Annotated in this window: 23 protein-coding genes and 3 pseudogenes; 13 read left to right on the top strand and 13 right to left on the bottom strand. The window is 72.1% G+C overall.

Annotated features, from left to right (window positions below; all coding sequences use genetic code 11):
* Positions 1-97: 97 nt before the first annotated feature.
* The 6 genes and pseudogenes from KRR39_RS26055 to KRR39_RS09435 form a co-directional block, all read right to left on the bottom strand.
* Positions 98-652: pseudogene (locus KRR39_RS26055) on the bottom strand (LLM class flavin-dependent oxidoreductase); the annotation flags it as partial.
* Positions 653-681: 29 nt separating this feature from the next.
* Complete coding sequence (locus KRR39_RS25610; protein WP_302053571.1) at positions 682-810, bottom strand: hypothetical protein; 129 nt, start codon at positions 808-810, stop codon at positions 682-684.
* A 133-nt stretch (positions 811-943) separates the two neighbouring features.
* The gene (gene thpR, locus KRR39_RS09450) at positions 944-1,519 is read right to left on the bottom strand and encodes an RNA 2',3'-cyclic phosphodiesterase (RefSeq protein WP_216941773.1); all 576 of its coding nucleotides are present in this window, start codon (positions 1,517-1,519) and stop codon (positions 944-946) included.
* A gap of 415 nt (positions 1,520-1,934) precedes the next feature.
* Complete coding sequence (locus tag KRR39_RS09445) at positions 1,935-2,303, bottom strand: STAS domain-containing protein (protein ID WP_216941772.1); 369 nt, start codon at positions 2,301-2,303, stop codon at positions 1,935-1,937.
* The gene (locus KRR39_RS09440) at positions 2,300-2,824 is read right to left on the bottom strand and encodes a hypothetical protein (protein ID WP_216941771.1); all 525 of its coding nucleotides are present in this window, start codon (positions 2,822-2,824) and stop codon (positions 2,300-2,302) included. The genes KRR39_RS09445 and KRR39_RS09440 overlap by 4 nt, the downstream gene beginning before the upstream one ends.
* A 170-nt stretch (positions 2,825-2,994) precedes the next feature.
* The gene (locus tag KRR39_RS09435; protein WP_216941770.1) at positions 2,995-3,420 is read right to left on the bottom strand and encodes an ATP-binding protein; all 426 of its coding nucleotides are present in this window, start codon (positions 3,418-3,420) and stop codon (positions 2,995-2,997) included.
* A gap of 292 nt (positions 3,421-3,712) precedes the next feature.
* Here KRR39_RS09435 and KRR39_RS09430 point away from each other — a divergent pair, with 292 nt between their 5' ends.
* A complete protein-coding gene (locus tag KRR39_RS09430) occupies positions 3,713-4,075 on the top strand; it encodes a YciI family protein (RefSeq protein WP_216941769.1) in 363 nt (120 codons plus the stop codon).
* A 32-nt stretch (positions 4,076-4,107) separates the two neighbouring features.
* Here the strand turns inward: KRR39_RS09430 and KRR39_RS09425 are convergent, their stop codons facing one another.
* Both KRR39_RS09425 and KRR39_RS09420 read right to left on the bottom strand, forming a co-directional pair.
* A complete protein-coding gene (locus KRR39_RS09425; RefSeq protein ID WP_216941768.1) occupies positions 4,108-4,461 on the bottom strand; it encodes a UBP-type zinc finger domain-containing protein in 354 nt (117 codons plus the stop codon).
* 62 nt (positions 4,462-4,523) lie between these two features.
* The gene (locus KRR39_RS09420) at positions 4,524-5,075 is read right to left on the bottom strand and encodes a dihydrofolate reductase family protein (RefSeq protein WP_254185635.1); all 552 of its coding nucleotides are present in this window, start codon (positions 5,073-5,075) and stop codon (positions 4,524-4,526) included.
* A gap of 94 nt (positions 5,076-5,169) precedes the next feature.
* Between KRR39_RS09420 and KRR39_RS09415 the strand changes: the two genes are divergently transcribed.
* Positions 5,170-5,382, top strand: a complete 213-nt coding sequence (locus KRR39_RS09415; RefSeq protein WP_216941766.1) for a PLD nuclease N-terminal domain-containing protein — start codon at positions 5,170-5,172, stop codon at positions 5,380-5,382.
* Positions 5,383-5,420: 38 nt separating this feature from the next.
* Here the strand turns inward: KRR39_RS09415 and KRR39_RS09410 are convergent, their stop codons facing one another.
* The 3 genes from KRR39_RS09410 to KRR39_RS09400 all read right to left on the bottom strand — a co-directional run bounded on the left by KRR39_RS09410 (position 5,421) and on the right by KRR39_RS09400 (position 7,106).
* On the bottom strand, positions 5,421-5,903 hold the full coding sequence (locus KRR39_RS09410) for a hypothetical protein (protein WP_216941765.1): 483 nt from the start codon (positions 5,901-5,903) through the stop codon (positions 5,421-5,423).
* An 85-nt stretch (positions 5,904-5,988) separates the two neighbouring features.
* On the bottom strand, positions 5,989-6,348 hold the full coding sequence (locus tag KRR39_RS09405; protein ID WP_216941764.1) for a VOC family protein: 360 nt from the start codon (positions 6,346-6,348) through the stop codon (positions 5,989-5,991).
* Positions 6,349-6,485: 137 nt separating this feature from the next.
* On the bottom strand, positions 6,486-7,106 hold the full coding sequence (locus KRR39_RS09400; protein WP_216941763.1) for a cupin domain-containing protein: 621 nt from the start codon (positions 7,104-7,106) through the stop codon (positions 6,486-6,488).
* Between the two features lie 167 nt (positions 7,107-7,273).
* Between KRR39_RS09400 and KRR39_RS09395 the strand changes: the two genes are divergently transcribed.
* The 8 genes and pseudogenes from KRR39_RS09395 to KRR39_RS26040 all read left to right on the top strand — a co-directional run.
* A complete protein-coding gene (locus KRR39_RS09395) occupies positions 7,274-8,596 on the top strand; it encodes a M24 family metallopeptidase (RefSeq protein WP_216941762.1) in 1,323 nt (440 codons plus the stop codon).
* Positions 8,593-9,594, top strand: coding sequence for a thiamine pyrophosphate-dependent dehydrogenase E1 component subunit alpha (locus KRR39_RS09390; RefSeq protein WP_216941761.1), 1,002 nt, complete (start codon positions 8,593-8,595; stop codon positions 9,592-9,594). Before KRR39_RS09395 ends, KRR39_RS09390 begins: the two co-directional genes overlap by 4 nt.
* A pseudogene (locus KRR39_RS26050) lies at positions 9,582-10,103 on the top strand (alpha-ketoacid dehydrogenase subunit beta); the annotation flags it as partial. The gene KRR39_RS09390 and the pseudogene KRR39_RS26050, both read left to right, overlap by 13 nt.
* A gap of 76 nt (positions 10,104-10,179) precedes the next feature.
* On the top strand, positions 10,180-10,563 hold the full coding sequence (locus KRR39_RS26045; protein ID WP_367303732.1) for a transketolase C-terminal domain-containing protein: 384 nt from the start codon (positions 10,180-10,182) through the stop codon (positions 10,561-10,563).
* Positions 10,564-10,608: 45 nt separating this feature from the next.
* Positions 10,609-11,961, top strand: a complete 1,353-nt coding sequence (locus tag KRR39_RS09380; protein ID WP_216941759.1) for an amidohydrolase family protein — start codon at positions 10,609-10,611, stop codon at positions 11,959-11,961.
* The gene (locus KRR39_RS09375; RefSeq protein ID WP_216941758.1) at positions 11,958-12,860 is read left to right on the top strand and encodes a cupin domain-containing protein; all 903 of its coding nucleotides are present in this window, start codon (positions 11,958-11,960) and stop codon (positions 12,858-12,860) included. Before KRR39_RS09380 ends, KRR39_RS09375 begins: the two co-directional genes overlap by 4 nt.
* On the top strand, positions 12,857-13,558 hold the full coding sequence (locus KRR39_RS09370) for an SDR family oxidoreductase (RefSeq protein ID WP_216941757.1): 702 nt from the start codon (positions 12,857-12,859) through the stop codon (positions 13,556-13,558). Before KRR39_RS09375 ends, KRR39_RS09370 begins: the two co-directional genes overlap by 4 nt.
* Positions 13,543-13,970: pseudogene (locus KRR39_RS26040) on the top strand (NAD(P)-binding domain-containing protein); the annotation flags it as partial. The gene KRR39_RS09370 and the pseudogene KRR39_RS26040, both read left to right, overlap by 16 nt.
* Positions 13,971-14,057: 87 nt before the next feature.
* Here the strand turns inward: KRR39_RS26040 and KRR39_RS09360 are convergent.
* A complete protein-coding gene (locus KRR39_RS09360; RefSeq protein WP_216941755.1) occupies positions 14,058-14,831 on the bottom strand; it encodes a TetR/AcrR family transcriptional regulator C-terminal domain-containing protein in 774 nt (257 codons plus the stop codon).
* Between the two features lie 355 nt (positions 14,832-15,186).
* Between KRR39_RS09360 and KRR39_RS09355 the strand changes: the two genes are divergently transcribed.
* The 3 genes from KRR39_RS09355 to KRR39_RS09345 all read left to right on the top strand — a co-directional run bounded on the left by KRR39_RS09355 (position 15,187) and on the right by KRR39_RS09345 (position 16,854).
* A complete protein-coding gene (locus tag KRR39_RS09355; RefSeq protein ID WP_216941754.1) occupies positions 15,187-15,426 on the top strand; it encodes a phage holin family protein in 240 nt (79 codons plus the stop codon).
* Complete coding sequence (locus tag KRR39_RS09350) at positions 15,423-15,791, top strand: DUF3618 domain-containing protein (protein WP_216941753.1); 369 nt, start codon at positions 15,423-15,425, stop codon at positions 15,789-15,791. The genes KRR39_RS09355 and KRR39_RS09350 overlap by 4 nt, the downstream gene beginning before the upstream one ends.
* Positions 15,792-15,885: 94 nt before the next feature.
* Entirely contained in the window at positions 15,886-16,854 is a 969-nt protein-coding gene (locus tag KRR39_RS09345) for a YihY/virulence factor BrkB family protein (protein WP_254185634.1), read from the top strand.
* A gap of 51 nt (positions 16,855-16,905) precedes the next feature.
* On the opposite strand, the gene KRR39_RS09340 is transcribed toward KRR39_RS09345, so the two are convergent.
* Positions 16,906-17,118: a hypothetical protein gene (locus KRR39_RS09340; RefSeq protein ID WP_216941752.1), complete on the bottom strand. Its 213-nt coding sequence runs from the start codon at positions 17,116-17,118 to the stop codon at positions 16,906-16,908.
* Between the last annotated feature and the right edge of the window lie 119 nt (positions 17,119-17,237).

Genomic DNA, 17,237 nt, shown 5'->3' with positions numbered 1-17,237 from the left:
GGCGGTGGGGATGCAGGGGGGCGATGGTCGGCAGCGTGCGGCCGGGCGCCCCGCGCGCCAGGCCCTGCTCGAGCAGCCGGATGCCGTCGTCGAGACCGGACAGCGGCATCAGGAACGGGCACCATCCGTCGGCGAGCTCACCCGCCAGTCGTACGGACTGGGGTCCGAGCGCGGCCAGGTAGACCGGGATCGCGGTCTGCGGGACGACGGCCAGCTTCAGGGGACGGGTGGTCCGCTCGACGGTCGGTTCGAGGCGCTGGCCGGCCAGCAGTCGGCGTACCTGCCGCGTGACCGCGCCGAGCCGCTCGACGGGCGCAGCGAACGCCACGTCGTGCAAGCCCTCCGCCAGTGGTGGGCTGCCGGCTCCGAGCCCGAGCACGAACCGGTCACCGGAGACCTCGGCGAGGCTGGCGGCCAGCATCGCGATGCTGGCCGGTGTGCGTCCCCAGACGTTGATGATGCCGGTGCCGAGGGTGATCCGGTCCGTCCGGCTCGCGACCTCGGCCAGCAGCACCCCCGCGTCGTGACCCCAGCCCTCGGCCAGGAAGAACGCGTCGTACCCCAGCTGCTGCGCCCGGTCCGCGACGTGCAGCACGACCTCGCGCCGCGTTTCGAGGGGCGTCAGTCCGACCGCCAGCCGTCGGGTGGGCATGCCGTGTCCTTCGCCGGTGACGAGGGTGCTCAGGCGTCACGCCCGTCGAACGCGTAGCGTCCCCGGGCCTCGACGTGCGCGACCCGGTGCTCCTCGCTGCGGGGAGTCGTCCACAGGCCGTGGACGAGGACCACGGTGTCCGGACGGAGGTCGTTCATGAGGACGTCCTTCCCTGCGCGTGATCCCCCCTCGCTTCCACGGTGCAACGCGGGCTTCGCGGTCGTCAAGGCGCTCGTCCGGGCCGGACGCCCGTCGGTCGTGGCGGGAGGACACGCCCTGCCCCGACGGGGGTCACCCGCGCGCGAGCGGGAAGCTCTCGACGAGCTCGTAGCGCGGCCGGCGACGCGGGCCCTCACCGAGGTGGGACGCGACGAGCGTCATCTCGCCGGCAGTCCAGGTCGGGCCGCGGTAGGCGTCCAGCACGCGCAGCCAGCGGGTGGCCTGCACCGGCCGACGGGTGCGCGCGAGCGTGACGTGCGGGTGGAACCGGCCGCCGTCCACCTCGCAGCCGGCCTTCGCCGCGGCGGCCCGTGCTCCCGTCGCCAGCCGGTGGAGCTCCTGGCCCCCGCTCTCTGACGACGTCTCCACCCCCGTGAAGAGCACCCTGGCCCGGCTCGGGTCCGGGAACGCTCCGCCTGCCGCGAGCGTCACCTCGAACGGCGTACGTCGAGCGGCGGCCCGCCCCAGCCGGACGACGAGGTCGTCGAGGTGCCGGTCGGCGACGTCGGCCAGGAACGCCAAGGTGACGTGCCACTGCTCGGGCGTGGTCCACCGGAACCCGGGCTCGGCCTCCTGGCGCGGACCGACGAACTCCGCCAGGTCGTCGAGGGCGTCGGGCGGCGGGACCAGGGCGACGAACATCCGCATGCGACCACGGTGACAGCCGGGGACGCGCCGGTCGACCAGCTCGCCGCCGTCCGCGTCGCACAAAAACCGGAAATGTTCCTCTTCACTGGCCCAATCGGGGCATACGGGAGGCCGAGAGATGATCCGAACGGCTTCTTTACCAGGGCGTGCAGCACACGTAACTTCGAGAAGGTGTCCCACTCTCTCGGAAGGACAACGCCCCGTGTTGACCCTGCCCAGCATCTCGGTCCCCAGCCCGCTTCGAGCCTTCTCCCAGGACACCGCCAGACGTAACGCCGCCCGCGCGAGCGCCGTCGCGGCCCAGCGCCGGTCCGAACGCGACGACGTGGAACGCTTCCTCGAGCTCCGCACCGAGAAGCCCCGCGCCGCCGAGTAGACGACCCGGCTCAGCCGCTCGACCGGCGGTGCCAGCTCGTCACGGGTGCAGGAAGGTCGTGGTGCCGGTGACGACCATCAGGCGGGCGCACAGGCGGTTGTGGGTGAGGTCGAGGAACCCGCCGGCTCGCGCGACGTCGTGGTGCGCACGGATCAGCAGTCCGAGGGTGAAGCCATCCATGAAGGTGACCTCGTCGAGGTTGATGGTGATGCGGCTGCGGCCCTGGGCGAGGAGTCGGCGGATGACCGGGCTGAGCTGGGGAGCGGTGTCCAGGTCCAGCTCTCCGACGAGCGCGACGACGGCAGGCCCTGTTCCCGGGTGCAGGCGGACGCAGGTCGGCGCCTGCGCGGCCTCGCCGTCCCGTGCAGGGGTCCGCTGGAGGGGGAGGGTGAGCCGTCGGTCTCTCACGGTGCGGACCCCGGTGATGCGTGGCGCGAGCGTGGGCCGCGAGCAGCCTCGCGGAGCGTGATCCGGAGTGCCCGGGCAGCTGCGGCCGGGTCGATGTTCAGCAGGACGGCGGCCTCGTCGTACGTGTGGTCCCCGTACAACGTCAGCGCGATCAGGGCTCGTCGTTGACAGTCCAGGCCGACGAGACAGGCGCTGAGGGGCGTCGCGTCGTTCGCCTCCGGACTCCCGTCCGCGGTTCCGCGGGGGGCCGTGCAGCAGGCGACGCAGGCGAGGTAGGTGAGCCGCACCAGGTCCTGGGGGATGCGCACGTCCCGACCGGTCCGGCGGGAGTCGGTGAAGGCGACATCGAAGGCCTGGACCACCGCTGTCGCTGCCCTCTCCTCGTCCCCGCAGATCGCGTGGGCCAGGCGGAACAACGCGGTCCCGTGCTGGTCGTAGGCGTCACTGACCAGCGTGCGACGGTCCGGGCGCGCTGGGCGGGGCACTTCCCGGGCGTCGTCGTACGCCGCTTGCGATGCCATGCCATGACTCCGGTCCGATGGTCGGTCACCGGGGTCTGGGGCGACGAACGGGGCCCGGTCACGTCCGGGCTCCCTTCGACGGTATCCGACATGTCCGGAAAAGGCGCGGATTCGCGGACAGTTCCGGTCAGCCTCACCGGTGCCGGACGATGCGCGGCGAGCGCCCTCGTTCAGGCGGTCGCTCGTCCACCCGGGATGCGTCGCTCGGGCAGTCCGAACTCGGCCCACACCGACTTGCCCCCGTCGGGGAGCGCGTCCGTGCCCCAGTCGCGGCTGAGGATGCCGACGATGTGGAGGCCTCGTCCGTGGGTGGCGAGGACGTCGGGGGCGGCGCCGCGGGCCGGCCGGACGGCGGAGCCGTCCTGGACCTCGAGGAGCAACGTCAGGTCGAAGGCGTGCAAGGTCACGGTGACGGGCGTGCGGGCGTGCCGCACGGCGTTGGTGACGAGCTCGCTGACGACGACCTGGACGTCGTCGCCGAGGGGTGAGAGGCAGTGCTCCTCGAGGCGACGGCGGACGAACGCCCGCGCCCGCGACGCGCTGGCGGAACGATCGTCCAGGTCGATGTCGTGCGACCACGGAGTGCGGTCACTCATTGCTGGCCTCCGGCCTGCAGCTTCCGCACATCCGCTACGGCTGACGTCAGTGCGGGTCTGGGCAACGACTCACCGTATGGACCCCGGTACCCGAACGGAGCCGCCCTAACCGGAACCAAGAGCATGTCAACAGTCCGGAAATAGGCAGCGCCGGCGCCCGGCCCCGGGGGAGGCGAGCTACGGGACCCGGTCGCCGGCCCTCCTGTGGCAGGTTTGTCGGATCGACGGTGTGCCGTTCGTCGTGGGAGTAGCAGGCGGTCAGCAGGACCGCCCGGGATGAGGGAGAAGTGAGATGACGCACTACCTGTTGGCCGTGCACGGCCCCGCCGAGTTGGACGAGTACGGCAACTACGGCTCGAAGGAGGAGATGGAGGAGGCGTTCGCGGCGACCGGCGCCTTCAACGACCAGCTTCGCGCCGACGGCTACTGGGTCTTCGCCGGTGGGCTGCAGTCGGCATCGACCGCGACCGTCGTCGACGGCCGGGGGGAGACCGCGGTGCTGACCGACGGCCCCTACCTGGAGTCCAAGGAGGTCATCGGGGGCTTCTGGGTCATCGACGCACCTGACCTCGACGTGGCGCTCAAGCTCGCGGCCGCCGGATCCAAGGCCTGCCGAGCCAAGGTCGAGGTCCGCCCGTTCGACGGGCTGGCCTGAGACGCCGCGCACCCGGTCCCGGAGCCGCGGGGTCAGTGGAGCTGCGTCTGCCAGTCCAGGGGCACCCCACCGCGCGGACCGGGCACCGGTTGCTCGGCCGGGTGCGAAGTGGGTGGCGCGAGGCGCGGACCCTCGAACATCCGGCCTGTGGCGAAGTCCCAGAACCAGTCCTCGCCCGGCTCGTAGCTCTGGACGTAGCGGTGGCCCAGGGCCATCGCGTGCTCCCGGGCGTGCCGACCGGGGGAGGAGTCGCAGCAGCCGATGTGACCGCACTGCGCGCGGCGGCGTAGGTGCAGCCACCACCCCGACGGTTCGGAGGCGGAGCAGTCCGAGCACCCCGGACCGTCGGGTACCGCGCTGGCGTCGATGCCTTCGCTCTCGTCCATGTGGCCGTTCCTCTCTGTGAGGTCTCCGGACCAGACTAGGACGGCAGGGCGCGGACGCCTCGTCAGTGAAGGGTCGGCACGTACCCGAGGAGCTGTGCGCGGCCGTCGAACGTGCGCGAGTCGACGAGCTCGAGATCCAGGTCCGGCCCGCCGGCGAACAACGGCTCCCGCCCGGACTGCCCGGTGACGACCGGGAAGACCGTGACCTGGAGGTAGTCGACGAGACCTGCTCGCAGCAGGGACGTGCTGAGCGAGATGCTTCCCATCGTCCGCATCGGTGCCGACCGCTCCTGCTTCATCCTGGCCATCGCCGCGACGGCGTCCTCGGCGACCAGCTCCGTGTTCTCCCAGGCCAGCGGCAGGTCCAGCGTCGTGGAGAACACGACCTTGGGGATCTCGGCCATCCTGGCGAAGGTCGGGTCCTCCTGTGCGGCAACGATCTCGGACATGGTCCGGTAGGTGTGCGCGCCCATGACGAGGACGTGGTCCTCGGCCAGCTTCTCCTCCAACCAGGCCATCAGCTCAGGGCCTTCCTTGCCCCAGTAGCCCGGCCAGCCCTCGGCTCCACCGAACCCGTCGAGGCTGGAGAAGAGGTCGACGGTGAGGGTGCTCATCACGTGCTCCTTCGTGTCGGGTCCGTCGTGCCGTCACACGGGGTCGACCGTCGGCGAGTGCCGAACTCATCGGAGCCGCGGCTAACCTGAGGCCATGGCGAAGCGGACGTGGTCGGACCTCAGCACGACGCAGAAGCGTGCCGTCGTCGTGGGTGGGACTCTCGAGGCGGCGATGACGCTGGCGGCCTTGCGCGATCTTGCGAGCAGACGCAGTGACGAGGTCCGCGGGCCGAAGGCGGCCTGGATGCTCTCCTTCGTCGTCCAGCCCCTCGGGCCGATCGCCTACTTCGCTGCCGGGCGTCGCTAGCGCTCGAACCCTCGCCGGACCGAACCGCGCCGCTCCGCTCACTCGCGGAGGGCGTCGATGACGTCCTTGCTGTGCGTGAGCGGGATCCGGTTGCCCTCGAGCTGGATGGCCGAGCCGGTGGAGCCGTCGACCAGCTCCAGGACCCGTACGTTCACCCGCTGGTGCACCTTCACCTCGATGCGGTCCCGAGGCATCCCGAACACCAGCGCACCGACGGGACTGCTGCGGTGCGCCGCAGCGAACCCGTACACATGGGTGGCGGTGACGGCGACCAGCATGCTCGTCGGCAGCCCGCTGGCGGCGTCGTGCATCCGAGCCCCGGCCAGCGCGCCGCCGACGGTCGCCACGGAGTCCGCCGGGCTGCCGAGCGCGCCTGCCAGGCTGTCGCCGATCATGCCGCCGGCGAACATGCTGCCCGTGTGACCGCGGGGCTGGAACTGACCGGCCGCGGTCACCTGCTCCTGGACCCCGAGAGAGTGCAGCGCCGCCTCGACGCTGTGGACCATCGTGTCTTCGGACATCTCACCGCTCCCTCACCCCTGGCGCGTCCGGTGACCTCATCTTGCTCCCGATCGCCGGGTACGACCACCGGTGGCCCGGGTCGCCTCAGTTCGAGCAGAGGCAGAACGGATGGCCCGCGGGGTCGAGGAAGACTCGGAACGTCGTCCCCGGCTGGTGCTCGTGCTTGGTCGCGCCAAGCTCGAGCACCGCTGTCTCCGCGAGGTCGAGGTCGTCGACCACGACGTCGAGGTGCATCTGCTGCGGAACGTCCTGGCCGGGCCACCGTGGTGGTGTGAAGCGCTCGACCTTCTGGAAGCACAGCGAGTCGCCGTACTCGGCGCGGAGGGTGCACCAGTCGTCTCCGCTCTGCTCGACCTTCCAGTCGAGCAGGGCGCCGTAGAACTCGGCCAGGATCTGGGGGTCCGGGCAGTCGAGGACGACGACCGGGAATCGTGCGATAGCCATGACCGGAACGATAGGTCCGTTCCCGGACGGATCGCGTCCGGTTTGGTCGGTCGCTGTCAGCGCCCCCGTGCTCCAGCTCCAGGGCATCGACCGCCGCGCGGACACTCTCGCCTGCTGAACGGGCGGCGGCTGGGGGCTCAGCCTGTCCCGCCCTCGCGGACGAACCAGACGCCGACAGCCGGCTGATCGCCCTCGTTGCGGTAGGCGTGCGGCGTCGCGGACTCGAAGCAGACGGCGTCGCCCGGTGCCAGCCGCCGCTCCTCGAACCCGAGGGTGAGCACCAGCTCGCCGTGGAGCAGGTAGCCGTACTCGGTGCCGGTGTGCCGCATCAGCAGCCCGGTCGACGACGACGCGCCGCCTGGTGCGTAGGTGACCAGCAGGAACTCGACGGGCACGCCGGGCACCTGGCCCAGCAGCTGCCAGGAGACCCCCGAGTCCAAGGTGATCGACTCGCGGTCCTCGGGCGTCACCACCGGCCCCACCCGTCGTACGACGGACGACTCGGCGTCCTCGGGACCGGTGCCGCCCTGGGGGTGTCCGTCCCCGGCCATCGTCATCAGGTCCTCGACCCCGACGCCGAGCGCGGAGGAGATGGCGTACAGCGTGCTCACGGAGGGCTGCGCCTTGTCGGTCTCGATCTGGGAGATCAGGCTCGCGGAGACACCGATCTCGCGCGCGAGCCCGCGCAGGGTCAAGCCCCGGCCCGCTCGCCGGGCACGGATCCGGGCCCCGATCGGCGGCATGTCGTGCGGCTTCACCGGCTGCTCCTCACCCGTTGACGAGCACGTCCACCTGGGTTGTACTGATGGTAAGTGATGCTGAACACACGTGACCACGTCACTTCCTCACGGGGTCACCCCGTGCTCCGCTCACCTGCACGCCTCGGGCCCCGTGCGCCGCCCTGGCAGGTCGTGGAGGTGCAGCCGTGAGCATCCGCACGTATGGTCCGAACGCCGTGGACTGGGAGCAGCGTGTCGACCTGGACCGGCTGCGCCGGGCGCGGCTGGTGCGGCTGCACCGCTCCCTGGAGAGCTCCTCGCTGGGTTCGCTGCTCACCTTCGACTTCGCGAACATCCGCTACATGACCTCGACCCACATCGGGACCTGGGCGATGGACAAGCTGATCCGGTTCGCGCTGCTGCCTCGCGGGGGCGACCCGGTCGTGTGGGACTTCGGCTCGGCCGCCCGGCACCACCAGCTCTTCAACCCCTGGCTGGACGGCACGGACCGGGCCCGGGCGGGGATCTCCACCCTGCGCGGGGCCTTCCACCCGGACGCCCCGATCGCCGAGGACGTCGCCCGGAAGATCGTCACGGTGCTGCGCGGGCACGGGCTCGAGGGCGAGCCGGTCGGCGTCGACGTGGTCGAGATGCCGGTGCTGGCCGCGCTGCGGGCCGCGGGCCTCGACGTGGTGGACGGGCAGCAGGTCTTCCTGGAGGCCCGCCGGATCAAGACCCCCGACGAGATCGCGCTGCTGACCCAGGCGTGCGCGATGGTCGACGCGGCGTACGACGAGCTCTACGCGTTCCTGCGGCCGGGCGTGCGGGAGAACGAGTGCGTCGGGCTGGTCGCGAAGGTGCTCTACGACCTCGGCAGCGAGTACGTCGAGGGGGTCAACGCCATCTCGGGGGAACGCTGCGCGCCGCACCCGCACGTGTACTCCGACCGGGTCGTCCGACCCGGCGACCCGGCGTTCTTCGACATCCTGCACAGCCACCTGGGCTACCGGACCTGCTACTACCGCACGTTCGCGGTGGGCAGCGCCTCACCCGCGCAGCGCGACGCCTACGTGCGCTGCCGGGAGTACATGGACCGGGCGATCGCGCTGGTGAGGCCGGGCGTCACCACGGCCGACGTCGTGTCGCTGTGGCCGACGGCGCCGGAGTTCGGCTTCTCGGACGAGGAGGCGGCGTTCGCGCTGCAGTACGGCCACGGCGTCGGGCTGTCCATCTGGGAGAAGCCGATCTTCTCGCGGCTGGTCTCGCTCGAGCACCCCGAGGTCCTCGAGGAGGGGATGGTGTTCGCGCTCGAGACCTACTGGCCCTCGGCCGACGGCTGGGGCGCCGCCCGCATCGAGGAAGAGGTGGTGGTCACCGCGGACGGCTGCGAGGTGATCACCAAGTTCCCCGCCGAGGACCTGCTGGTCGCCGGGCGGAAGTACTGGACGGTGGGCGGCGAGCTGGACACGCTGCGCGACGCGCAGTCGCACCTGAACACGGCGGCCGGGCGGGGTGAGGAGGGGGCATGACCGTCGACACGAGCGAGCGGCTCGACGCCGCGGCCCTGCTCGGCCTGTACGAGCAGATGGCGGTGATCCGGCGCACCGAGAAGGCCGCGTTCGACCTGTTCATGGCCGGCAAGGTCAAGGGCACCACGCACCTGGCATCCGGCCAGGAGGCGGTCGCGGTCGGTGCGAGCGCCGCGCTCGCACCGGACGACTACGTGTTCGCCACCTACCGGGGTCACCACCACGCGATGGCCCGCGGCGCGTCACCCGCGGAGTGCCTGGCCGAGCTGATGAGCAAGGCGACCGGCCTGTGCAAGGCCAAGGGCGGCAGCATGCACCTGACCAAGTCCGCGGCCGGGATGCTGGGGTCCTACGCGATCGTCGGGGCGCACCTGCCGATGGCGGTCGGGGCGGCCTGGTCGGCCCGGGTGCGGGGCACGCACCAGGTCGCCGTGGCGTTCTTCGGGGACGGCGCGACCAACATCGGGGCGTTCCACGAGGCGCTGAACCTGGCCGCGGTGTGGCGGCTGCCGGTGGTCTTCGTGTGCGAGAACAACCTCTACATGGAGTACACCCCGATCGCCTCGGTCACCTCCGCGGAGAACCCCGCCGCCGACCGGGCCGCGGCGCACCGGATGCCGGCGAGCGTCGTCGACGGCAACGACGTCGAGGTGGTGCACGCCGCGCTGCTGGACGCCGTACGACGGGCGCGGGCCGGGGACGGGCCGACGGTGGTGGAGGCCCGGACCTACCGGCACTTCGGGCACAGCCGCACCGACCCTGGCAGGTACCGTCCGGCCGACGAGGTCGAGGCGTGGCTCGCGCGGGACCCGCTGATCGTCACGCGGGCCCGGCTCGGCGCCCTCGGGGTCGGGGAGGACGACCTCGCCCGGGTGGACGAGCGGGTGGAGCGGACGGTCGCGGACGCGGTGCGCGAGGCCGACGAGGCGCCCGCCGCCGACCCGGCCGAGGCGCTGACCGACGTGTGGGCCGACGGGGGCTCGGCATGGCGGACGTGATCACCTACCGCGAGGCGGTCGCCGAGGGCATCGCCCGCGAGATGCGGCGCGACCCCACCGTGGTCTGCCTCGGCGAGGACATCGGCGCCGCCGAGGGCGTCTTCAAGACCACGACCGGACTGTTCAGGGAGTTCGGCCCGGACCGGGTCTGGGACACCCCGATCTCCGAGCAGGCCATCGTCGGTGCCGCCCTGGGCGCCGCGATGACCGGGCTGCGTCCGGTCGCCGAGATCATGTTCTCCGACTTCCTCGCCTGCTGCTGGGACTACGTGGCGAACGAGATCCCGAAGGTGCGCTACATGACCGGCGGGCAGGTCACCGTGCCGCTGGTGATCCGCACCGCGAACGGCGGCGGGCTCGGCTTCGGCGCGCAGCACTCGCAGGCCGTCGAGAACTGGGTGCTGACCGTGCCCGGCGTCAAGATCGTCGCGCCCAGCACCCCCGCGGACGTCGTCGGGCTGATGGCGGCGGCGATCCGCAGCGACGACCCGGTGGTCGTCTTCGAGCACAAGGGACTGTTCGCCTCCAAGGGCGAGCCGGCGCCCGCCGACCACGTGGTGGAGCTCGGTCGCGCGGCGACGGTGCGTGAGGGCAGCGACGTCACGCTCGTCGCGCTCGCCTCCACCGTGCCGATGGCGCTCACCGCCGCCGAGCAGCTCGCGCGAGGAGGGGGTCTCCGCGGAGGTGCTGGACCTGCGCTGCCTGGTCCCGCTCGACGCGTCGGCCGTGCTCGCCTCGGTCGCGAGGACCTCGCGGCTGGTCACGGTCGAGGAGAACCCCTACCAGGGCGGCTGGGGCGCGACCGTCGCCGCGCTCGTCGCCGACGAGGGCTTCGAGCTGCTCGACGCCCCGATCCGCCGGGTCGCCGCCGCGTGCGTGCCGTTGCCCTTCGCGGACGCCCTCGAGGACCAGGTCCTGCCCACCGTCGGGTCGGTGGTCGACGTCGTACGGCGGCTGGCCGCCTACTAGCCACAGCTCGACCCAGATGACACAGCCGGAGGAGAGGGAGCAGCCATGACAGACCGAATGCTGATCCGCGGGGGGACGGTGCTCAGCATGGACCCAGCCATCGGGGACCTTCCCCGTGGCGACGTGCTGATCGAGGACGACAAGATCGTCGCCGTCGACACCGAGATCGCCGCCGACGCCGAGGTCGTGGACGCCACCGGGCGGATCGTGCTCCCCGGGTTCGTCGACACGCATCGGCACACCTGGGAGGCGGCGATCCGCGGCTGCGCCCCGAACGCGACGCTCGACGACTACTTCGTGGAGGTGCTCGACACGTTCGCGCCGGTGTACCGGCCCGAGGACGTGTACGCCAGCAACCTGGCCGGCTCGCTGGAGTGCCTCAACGCGGGCATCACCACGCTCGTCGACTGGTCGCACATCAACAACACCCCCGAGCACCCGGACGCCGCCGTCTCGGCCCTCCGGGACTCCGGGATCCGTTCGCTCTACGCCTACGGGAGCGCGAACCTGTCGCTGGCCGACTACTGGTTCGACAGCACGATCGCCATCCCGGGTGACGACGTGCGGCGGATCCGGGACACCTACTTCAGCTCCGACGACGGCCTGCTGACCATGGGCCTGGCCACCCGCGGTCCCGGGTTCTGCACCGAGGAGGTGGTGCGGAGCGAGTGGGCACTCGCCCGCGAGCTCGACCTCCCGCTCACCGTGCACGTGGCGATGGGCCGGCTGGCCGGCCGGTTCGGCATGGTCGCCACGCTGCACGAGTACGACCTGCTCGGCCCGGACACCACCTTCGTGCACTGCTGCCACTTCAGCGAGGAGGAGTGGCGGCTGGTCAAGGACAGCGGCGGTCGCGTCTCGGTGGCGCCGCAGGTCGAGGTGCAGATGGGGCACGGCTGGCCGCCGGTGCGCAAGGCACTCCGCCTGGGCCTGCGTCCGAGCCTGTCGATCGACGTGGTGACCACGGTGCCCGGCGACATGTTCACCCAGATGCGGTCCGCCTTCGGCACCGACCGCGCGCGCGTGCACGAGGAGAAGTACGAGCCCAACGAGCAGGTCCCCAAGGACGTGCTGACCGCGCAGGAGATGCTGCACGCGGCGACGGTCGACGGGGCGTACGTCGCCGGGCTGGAGGACAAGGTGGGCACGCTCAGCCCGGGCAAGCAGGCGGACGTGGTCCTGATCGACGCGACCGCGCTGAACGTCGCCCCGGTCGTCGACCCGGTGGCCGCGGTCGTGCTCTGCGCGGACGTGTCGAACGTGGACACGGTGGTCGTCGCCGGGTCCGTGCGGAAGCGGGACGGCAGGCTGCTCGCCGACATCGACGCCGCCCGGAGCGGGGTGGAGCGTTCGCGCGACTACCTGCTCGACGCCGTCGCGACCGCGAAGTCGGCATGACGGGAGGTCACCTGGTCCGGTCCGGCGGTGACGCGGTGCTCGCGGTGCCCCGGGGCTGGGCCGCGGGCGCGTCCGGCCACCGGCGGTGGGACCCCGTCGGGGAGGACACCGGTGCGGTGCACACCGGCTTCGGCGTCTGCGAGCTCGACCCCGGCGGCCGGCTGCCGGCGCACGTGCACTCCTTCGAGGAGAGCTTCTTCGTGGTCGCGGGCGGCGGCGTCGTGGAGACGCCCGAGGGTGCCTTCCGGGTGGGGGAGGGCGACTACGGGCTGTTCCCGGTCGGGGTCCCGCACCGTTGGCGCAACGACGAGGGGCGCGCCGTGCGCTGGGCGGAGATGCAGGCGCCCGTGCCGCGCAGCAGGTACGACGACGACACCACCCTGGTCGACCTGCCGACGACCCCTGACCCGCGCCCGATCGACGTACGGGACCCGCGCACGCGGCGGTTCGGCACCGTCACCCCGGGCCACCTGGACGTCGGGCGGCAGAGCCAGGAGGTGCTCGCGGTCTCGGCCAGCATGCGCACCGCGCTGCTCGTCTACAGCGGCATCACCGTGAAGATGATGGTGGACTCCGACCTCGGCGCCCAGCTGTCGACCATGTTCATGGTGCGCTACGACCCCGACGGTGTCGCGGGTGCGCACGACCACCCGTTCGAGGAGACCTACTACTTCCTCGAGGGGCAGGCGGAGGCGACCTTCGACGGCGAGCACCACCTGCTCGGTGCCGGCGACGTGGCCTGGGCCGGGGTGGGCACCGTGCACGGGTTCCGCAACGTAGGCGACGGACCGCTGCGCTGGCTGGAGACCCAGGCGCCACAGCCGCCGCGGCGGCACTCCTACCGGTTCGCCCGGGACTGGGACTACCTGAACGACACGACAGGCAGGGTGAGGGGATGACGGACGCACAACGGATCCTCGTGGTCGGCGGGACCTCGGGCATCGGCCGGGAGATCGCCAGCCGCTACGCCGGCGAGGGCTGGGCGGTGACGCTCAGCGGCCGCGACGCCGACCGGGCCGGCGAGGTCGCCGCGGAGGTGGGCGGGGGAGCGACGGGCATCGCGGTGGACCTGTCGAGACCGGACGACCTGCCCGCGGTGCTCGCCGACGTCGGCCCGCTCGACCACCTGGTGCTGGCCGCGATCACCCGCGACGCGAACACCGTCCGGGAGTACGACGTCGCAGCGGCGACGTACCTCGTGACGATGAAGCTGGTCGGCTACACCGCGACCGTGCACGCCCTGCGGGACCGGCTCTCGACGGCAGGGTCGATCGTGCTCTTCGGCGGGCTGGCGAAGGAGCGCCCCTACCCGGGCTCGACCACCGTCTCGACCGTGAACGGCGGCGTCAGCGGCATGGTCCGCACGCTGGCGGTGCAGCTCGCGCCCCTGCGGGTCAACGCGCTGCACCCGGGGATCGTGGGCGACAGCCCGTTCTGGGCGGGCAAGGACGCCGCCACGACGGCGGTGCGCGAGCGCACCCCCACCGGTCGCAACGTCGCGATGGCCGACATCGTCGACGCGGTGGACTTCCTGATCCGGAACCGGTCGGTGAACGGGGTCGACCTGTTCGTGGACGGCGGGTGGTTGCTGCAGTGATCGTCGCGGTGGTCGGCACCGGGCGGATGGGCGCCGCGATGGTGGGCCGGATCCGCGGCGCGGGCTTCCCGGTGGTCGTGCACAACCGCACCCGCAGCAAGGCCGAGCAGGTCGCGGACACGCACGACTGCTCGGCGCGGGCAGCCCGCGGGTCGCGGCGTACGACGGTGCGGACGGGGTCCTGGCCGGACTGCGGGCCGGCGCAGTGGTCTGCGACGCCAGCACCGTCGCCCCGGCCACGGTGCGCGGGCTCGCTGGGCAGGCTCACGACTCCGGCGCCGCGCCGCTCGACACCCCGGTCAGCGGCAGCGTCTCGACCGTCGAGTCCGGCGGCCTGGTCGTGATGGCCCGCGGGGACGCGGACGCCCTCGACCGGGCCCGCCCGGTGCACGACTTGATGGCCCGGCGCGTGGTGCACCTCGGTCCGGTCGGGACGGGCGCCGCGATGAAGCTGGCGGTCAACGGCGTGCTGCACGCCCTCAAGTGCCCTTCGTGCGGGTCAGCCCCGGTCCGGACCGGCGACACCACCGGGCGCGCTCTCGGACTGCACGAGCGCGATGCGGTCGAGCAGGTTCTCCAGCGCCTCCTCGAACTCCGTCGCGGCGTGGTCCTCGCCGAGTGCCGCGCTGAGCCTCTGGACGGTGGGGTGGTCCAGGGGCCGCTCGTTGCGGGGTTCCGCGTCGTCGATCACGTCCAGGGGCCCGACGTCGGCGCCGTAGGTCGAGACCTCCAGCAGCAGGTGACCGAGCAAGAAGCTGGTGAAGGCCCGATAGGCGGCGACCGCGGCGTCGTCGGTGAAGCCTTCCTCGATGAGCCCGCGCAGGAACGTCTCGACGGTGTCGAGACTGCGCAGCGGCGGCCGGAGCCACGGCGCCTCGGTCGGGCGTGAGGCGACCAGCGGGAACGCCCGCGGGTGGGCGAGGGCCACCCGGCGCACCCCGTGGGCGAGCCTCTGCAGGAAGTCCTGCCAGCCGTCGCGCGGCGCGTCGAGCACCTCCTCGTCCACGGCCATCTCGTCGAGGACGGAGCCGACGACGGCGTCCAGCAGGTTCTCGCGACCGGGGACGTAGCGGTAGAGCGACATCGCCTCCACGCCGAGCATCCCGCCCAGCCGGCGCATGGAGAGTCCCGGCAGCCCGAACTCGTCGATGTAGGAGATGGCTGCGGCCACGATGCGGGCGCGGTCCAGCGGCTGCCGCGTCGACGGCGGTTCGCGGCCGGCCACCAGGTCCGCGTCGGCGTCGGTGTGGACGTCGCGAGGTTCGTCGGGCATCGGGCCCCCTTCCGCGGCGAGCGTACACATCCAGCCCCGTCACGGCCGCCGGGCGCCGGTGCCACCGCCGACTTACAACGTAAGACGAGCAGGTTTACGGCGTAAGGGTGTGGGCACCCCCGCTGGTGCGGCGTGACCGATGACGAGAACCAGCGCCTCGGCGCCGCCCCGCCGACGCGGGGAACCGCCCCCTTTGACCGGGTCCGCTCGCGGACCGAACGGAGGAACCATGGAAGAAGCTGACGTTGCTCGCCGGCGCTGCCGGCTCCGTCCTCGGGACCCGCGACGGTCGCGAGCGCTCCGAGCAGATCCCGGCGACCTCGCCGGTCACCACGGCACCGGGTGGTGGGCCGGCATGAGCCGTCAGGACCCGACTGTCCACACCCCCGAGCCGGCGACCGGTGAGCTGATCGGCAGGCTCACCCAGCAGTCGACCGAGCTGATCCGCAGCGAGATCAGGCTGGCGCAGGCCGAGATGAGCCAGAAGGCGCAGAAGGCCGGCCTGGGCGTCGGACTGTTCGGCGGCGCCGGCGTGGTCGCGCTGTACGGCGGCGGCACCCTGCTCGCCACCGTCAAGGGAGGTTCGCGCGCATGAGCACACCGGACAACGCCCCAGGCCCGGCCCCCGCCGGAGCGGACGAGAAGCCGACCGTCCCCGAGCTCCAGGCCGACATCGAGCACACCCGGGAGCAGCTCGGCGAGACCGTCGACGCGCTGACCGCCAAGCTCGACGTCAAGTCCCGGGCGAAGGAGAAGGTGGCCACGACCAGGCTGAGGCTGAAGGACCGGACGGTCGCCGCCCGCGCACAGGTCGCGGACTGGGCGCGCGACGGCAAGGCCGCCGCCACCACCGACGAGGGCAAGCCGACCCCGGCCGTGCTCGCAGGCGGCGCGGGAGCGGCCGCGCTGGTCGTGGCAGTCGGGGTCGCCGTGGTGCTCGTCCGGAGGCGGGGACGATGACGTCCTCCACCAGCACCGACCGGACCGACGCGCCGCACCCCGAGGACGACGCCAAGCCCGACTCCCCCCCCGAGACATCAAGAAGCCCTCGTGGGTGTACGTCGCCCGCAAGACGGCCCGGGAGTTCTCCCAGGACCAGTGCACCGACCTCGCGGCGGCGCTGACCTACTACGCCGTGCTGGCGATGTTCCCCGCGTTCATCGCGTTGGTCTCGCTCATCGGGCTGTTCGGCCAGGGCCCGAAGACGGTCACCGCCTTGCTGGACGTGCTCCGGCAGGTCGGTGCCGGATCGGCGGCCAAGACGCTCGAGCCGACCCTGACGTCCCTGGCCGGCCAGCCACAGGCGGCCGGCATCGCCTTCGTGGTGGGACTGGCGACCGCGCTGTGGTCGGCGTCGGGCTACGTCGGCGCGTTCAGCCGGGCCATGAACCGCATGTACGAGGTCGGCGAGGGGCGTCCGGTGTGGAAGCTCCGCCCGGTCCAGCTGCTCGTCACGCTGGTCGAGCTGCTGCTGGTGGCGGCCGTCCTGCTCGCGCTGGTGCTGACCGGGCCGGCCGCCTCCGCCGTCGGCGACGCAATCGGCATCGGTTCCACCGCGATCACCGTGTGGAACATCGCCAAGTGGCCGGTGATGCTCCTGGTCGTGGTGCTGGTGGTCGCGATCCTCTACTGGGCGACCCCCAACATCAAGCAGCCGAAGTTCCGGTGGGTCAGCATCGGCGCCCTCGTCGCCATCGTCGTGCTGGTGCTCGCCACGGCGCTCTTCGGTTTCTACGTCGCCCACTTCTCCTCCTACAACAAGACCTATGGCTCCCTCGCCGGGGTCGTGGTGTTCCTGCTCTGGCTGTGGATCACCAACCTGGTCCTGCTCTTCGGCGCCGAGCTCGACGCCGAGATCGAGCGCGGCCGCGAGCTGCAGGCCGGCATCGCTGCCGAGGAGACCGTGCAGCTGCCACCCCGCGACGACCGCAACCTCGAGAAGCAACGGGGCAAGCGGCAGAAGGACGTCGACAGGGGTCGTGCGCTGCGCGAGAGCCGCGGCGAGACCCAGGACGCCGACTGACGACGCGACCGGTGCGCCCCGCCGGACGACCCGGGCCTCGTGCTCGTTGCCCTAGGGCTCGTCGTGACCGCGCTCGTGCTCCGGCGCCAGCGCGGTGGTGGAGAGCGCGGCCTCGGCCGTCCTGGTCCGCGGGGCTGTCGTCTCGGCGGCGCCGCGGGTGCCCGTGGGCTCCGCGAGGCGGTTGTCCGGATCGTCGTTCCTCGCGTGCCACGCGAGGTGCCTCATGCGGTCCAGGACGGTGGCTCCGCAGCGTGCGCAGGTCATGACGTCTCCTCAACCTGATCCACAGGGTCCGGGTGAACTGGCTGGCGAGGTCCTACCCCGGGAGCCGGCGCACAAACGGCGATCGGGCGGGACGGGTGGAGCCGCTCAGCCGTACGCCG

It is taken from the genome of Nocardioides panacis (genome assembly GCF_019039255.1).
GTDB classification, from domain to species: Bacteria; Actinomycetota; Actinomycetes; order Propionibacteriales; family Nocardioidaceae; genus Nocardioides_B; species Nocardioides_B panacis.
This window is presented reverse-complemented; position numbering and strand designations above follow the sequence as displayed.

Excerpts from the sequence above, each read along its gene's own strand:
- KRR39_RS25610 (WP_302053571.1), bottom strand. The coding sequence starts at position 810 with ATGAACGACCTCCGTCCGGACACCGTGGTCCTCGTCCACGGCCTGTGG.
- thpR (WP_216941773.1), bottom strand. The coding sequence starts at position 1,519 with ATGCGGATGTTCGTCGCCCTGGTCCCGCCGCCCGACGCCCTCGACGAC.
- KRR39_RS09440 (WP_216941771.1), bottom strand. The coding sequence starts at position 2,824 with ATGGCATCGCAAGCGGCGTACGACGACGCCCGGGAAGTGCCCCGCCCA.
- KRR39_RS09435 (WP_216941770.1), bottom strand. The coding sequence starts at position 3,420 with ATGAGTGACCGCACTCCGTGGTCGCACGACATCGACCTGGACGATCGT.
- KRR39_RS09430 (WP_216941769.1), top strand. The coding sequence starts at position 3,713 with ATGACGCACTACCTGTTGGCCGTGCACGGCCCCGCCGAGTTGGACGAG.
- KRR39_RS09425 (WP_216941768.1), bottom strand. The coding sequence starts at position 4,461 with ATGGACGAGAGCGAAGGCATCGACGCCAGCGCGGTACCCGACGGTCCG.
- KRR39_RS09420 (WP_254185635.1), bottom strand. The coding sequence starts at position 5,075 with ATGAGCACCCTCACCGTCGACCTCTTCTCCAGCCTCGACGGGTTCGGT.
- KRR39_RS09415 (WP_216941766.1), top strand. The coding sequence starts at position 5,170 with ATGGCGAAGCGGACGTGGTCGGACCTCAGCACGACGCAGAAGCGTGCC.
- KRR39_RS09410 (WP_216941765.1), bottom strand. The coding sequence starts at position 5,903 with ATGTCCGAAGACACGATGGTCCACAGCGTCGAGGCGGCGCTGCACTCT.
- KRR39_RS09405 (WP_216941764.1), bottom strand. The coding sequence starts at position 6,348 with ATGGCTATCGCACGATTCCCGGTCGTCGTCCTCGACTGCCCGGACCCC.
- KRR39_RS09390 (WP_216941761.1), top strand. The coding sequence starts at position 8,593 with ATGACCGTCGACACGAGCGAGCGGCTCGACGCCGCGGCCCTGCTCGGC.
- KRR39_RS09380 (WP_216941759.1), top strand. The coding sequence starts at position 10,609 with ATGACAGACCGAATGCTGATCCGCGGGGGGACGGTGCTCAGCATGGAC.
- KRR39_RS09375 (WP_216941758.1), top strand. The coding sequence starts at position 11,958 with ATGACGGGAGGTCACCTGGTCCGGTCCGGCGGTGACGCGGTGCTCGCG.
- KRR39_RS09370 (WP_216941757.1), top strand. The coding sequence starts at position 12,857 with ATGACGGACGCACAACGGATCCTCGTGGTCGGCGGGACCTCGGGCATC.
- KRR39_RS09360 (WP_216941755.1), bottom strand. The coding sequence starts at position 14,831 with ATGCCCGACGAACCTCGCGACGTCCACACCGACGCCGACGCGGACCTG.
- KRR39_RS09355 (WP_216941754.1), top strand. The coding sequence starts at position 15,187 with ATGAGCCGTCAGGACCCGACTGTCCACACCCCCGAGCCGGCGACCGGT.
- KRR39_RS09350 (WP_216941753.1), top strand. The coding sequence starts at position 15,423 with ATGAGCACACCGGACAACGCCCCAGGCCCGGCCCCCGCCGGAGCGGAC.
- KRR39_RS09340 (WP_216941752.1), bottom strand. The coding sequence starts at position 17,118 with ATGACCTGCGCACGCTGCGGAGCCACCGTCCTGGACCGCATGAGGCAC.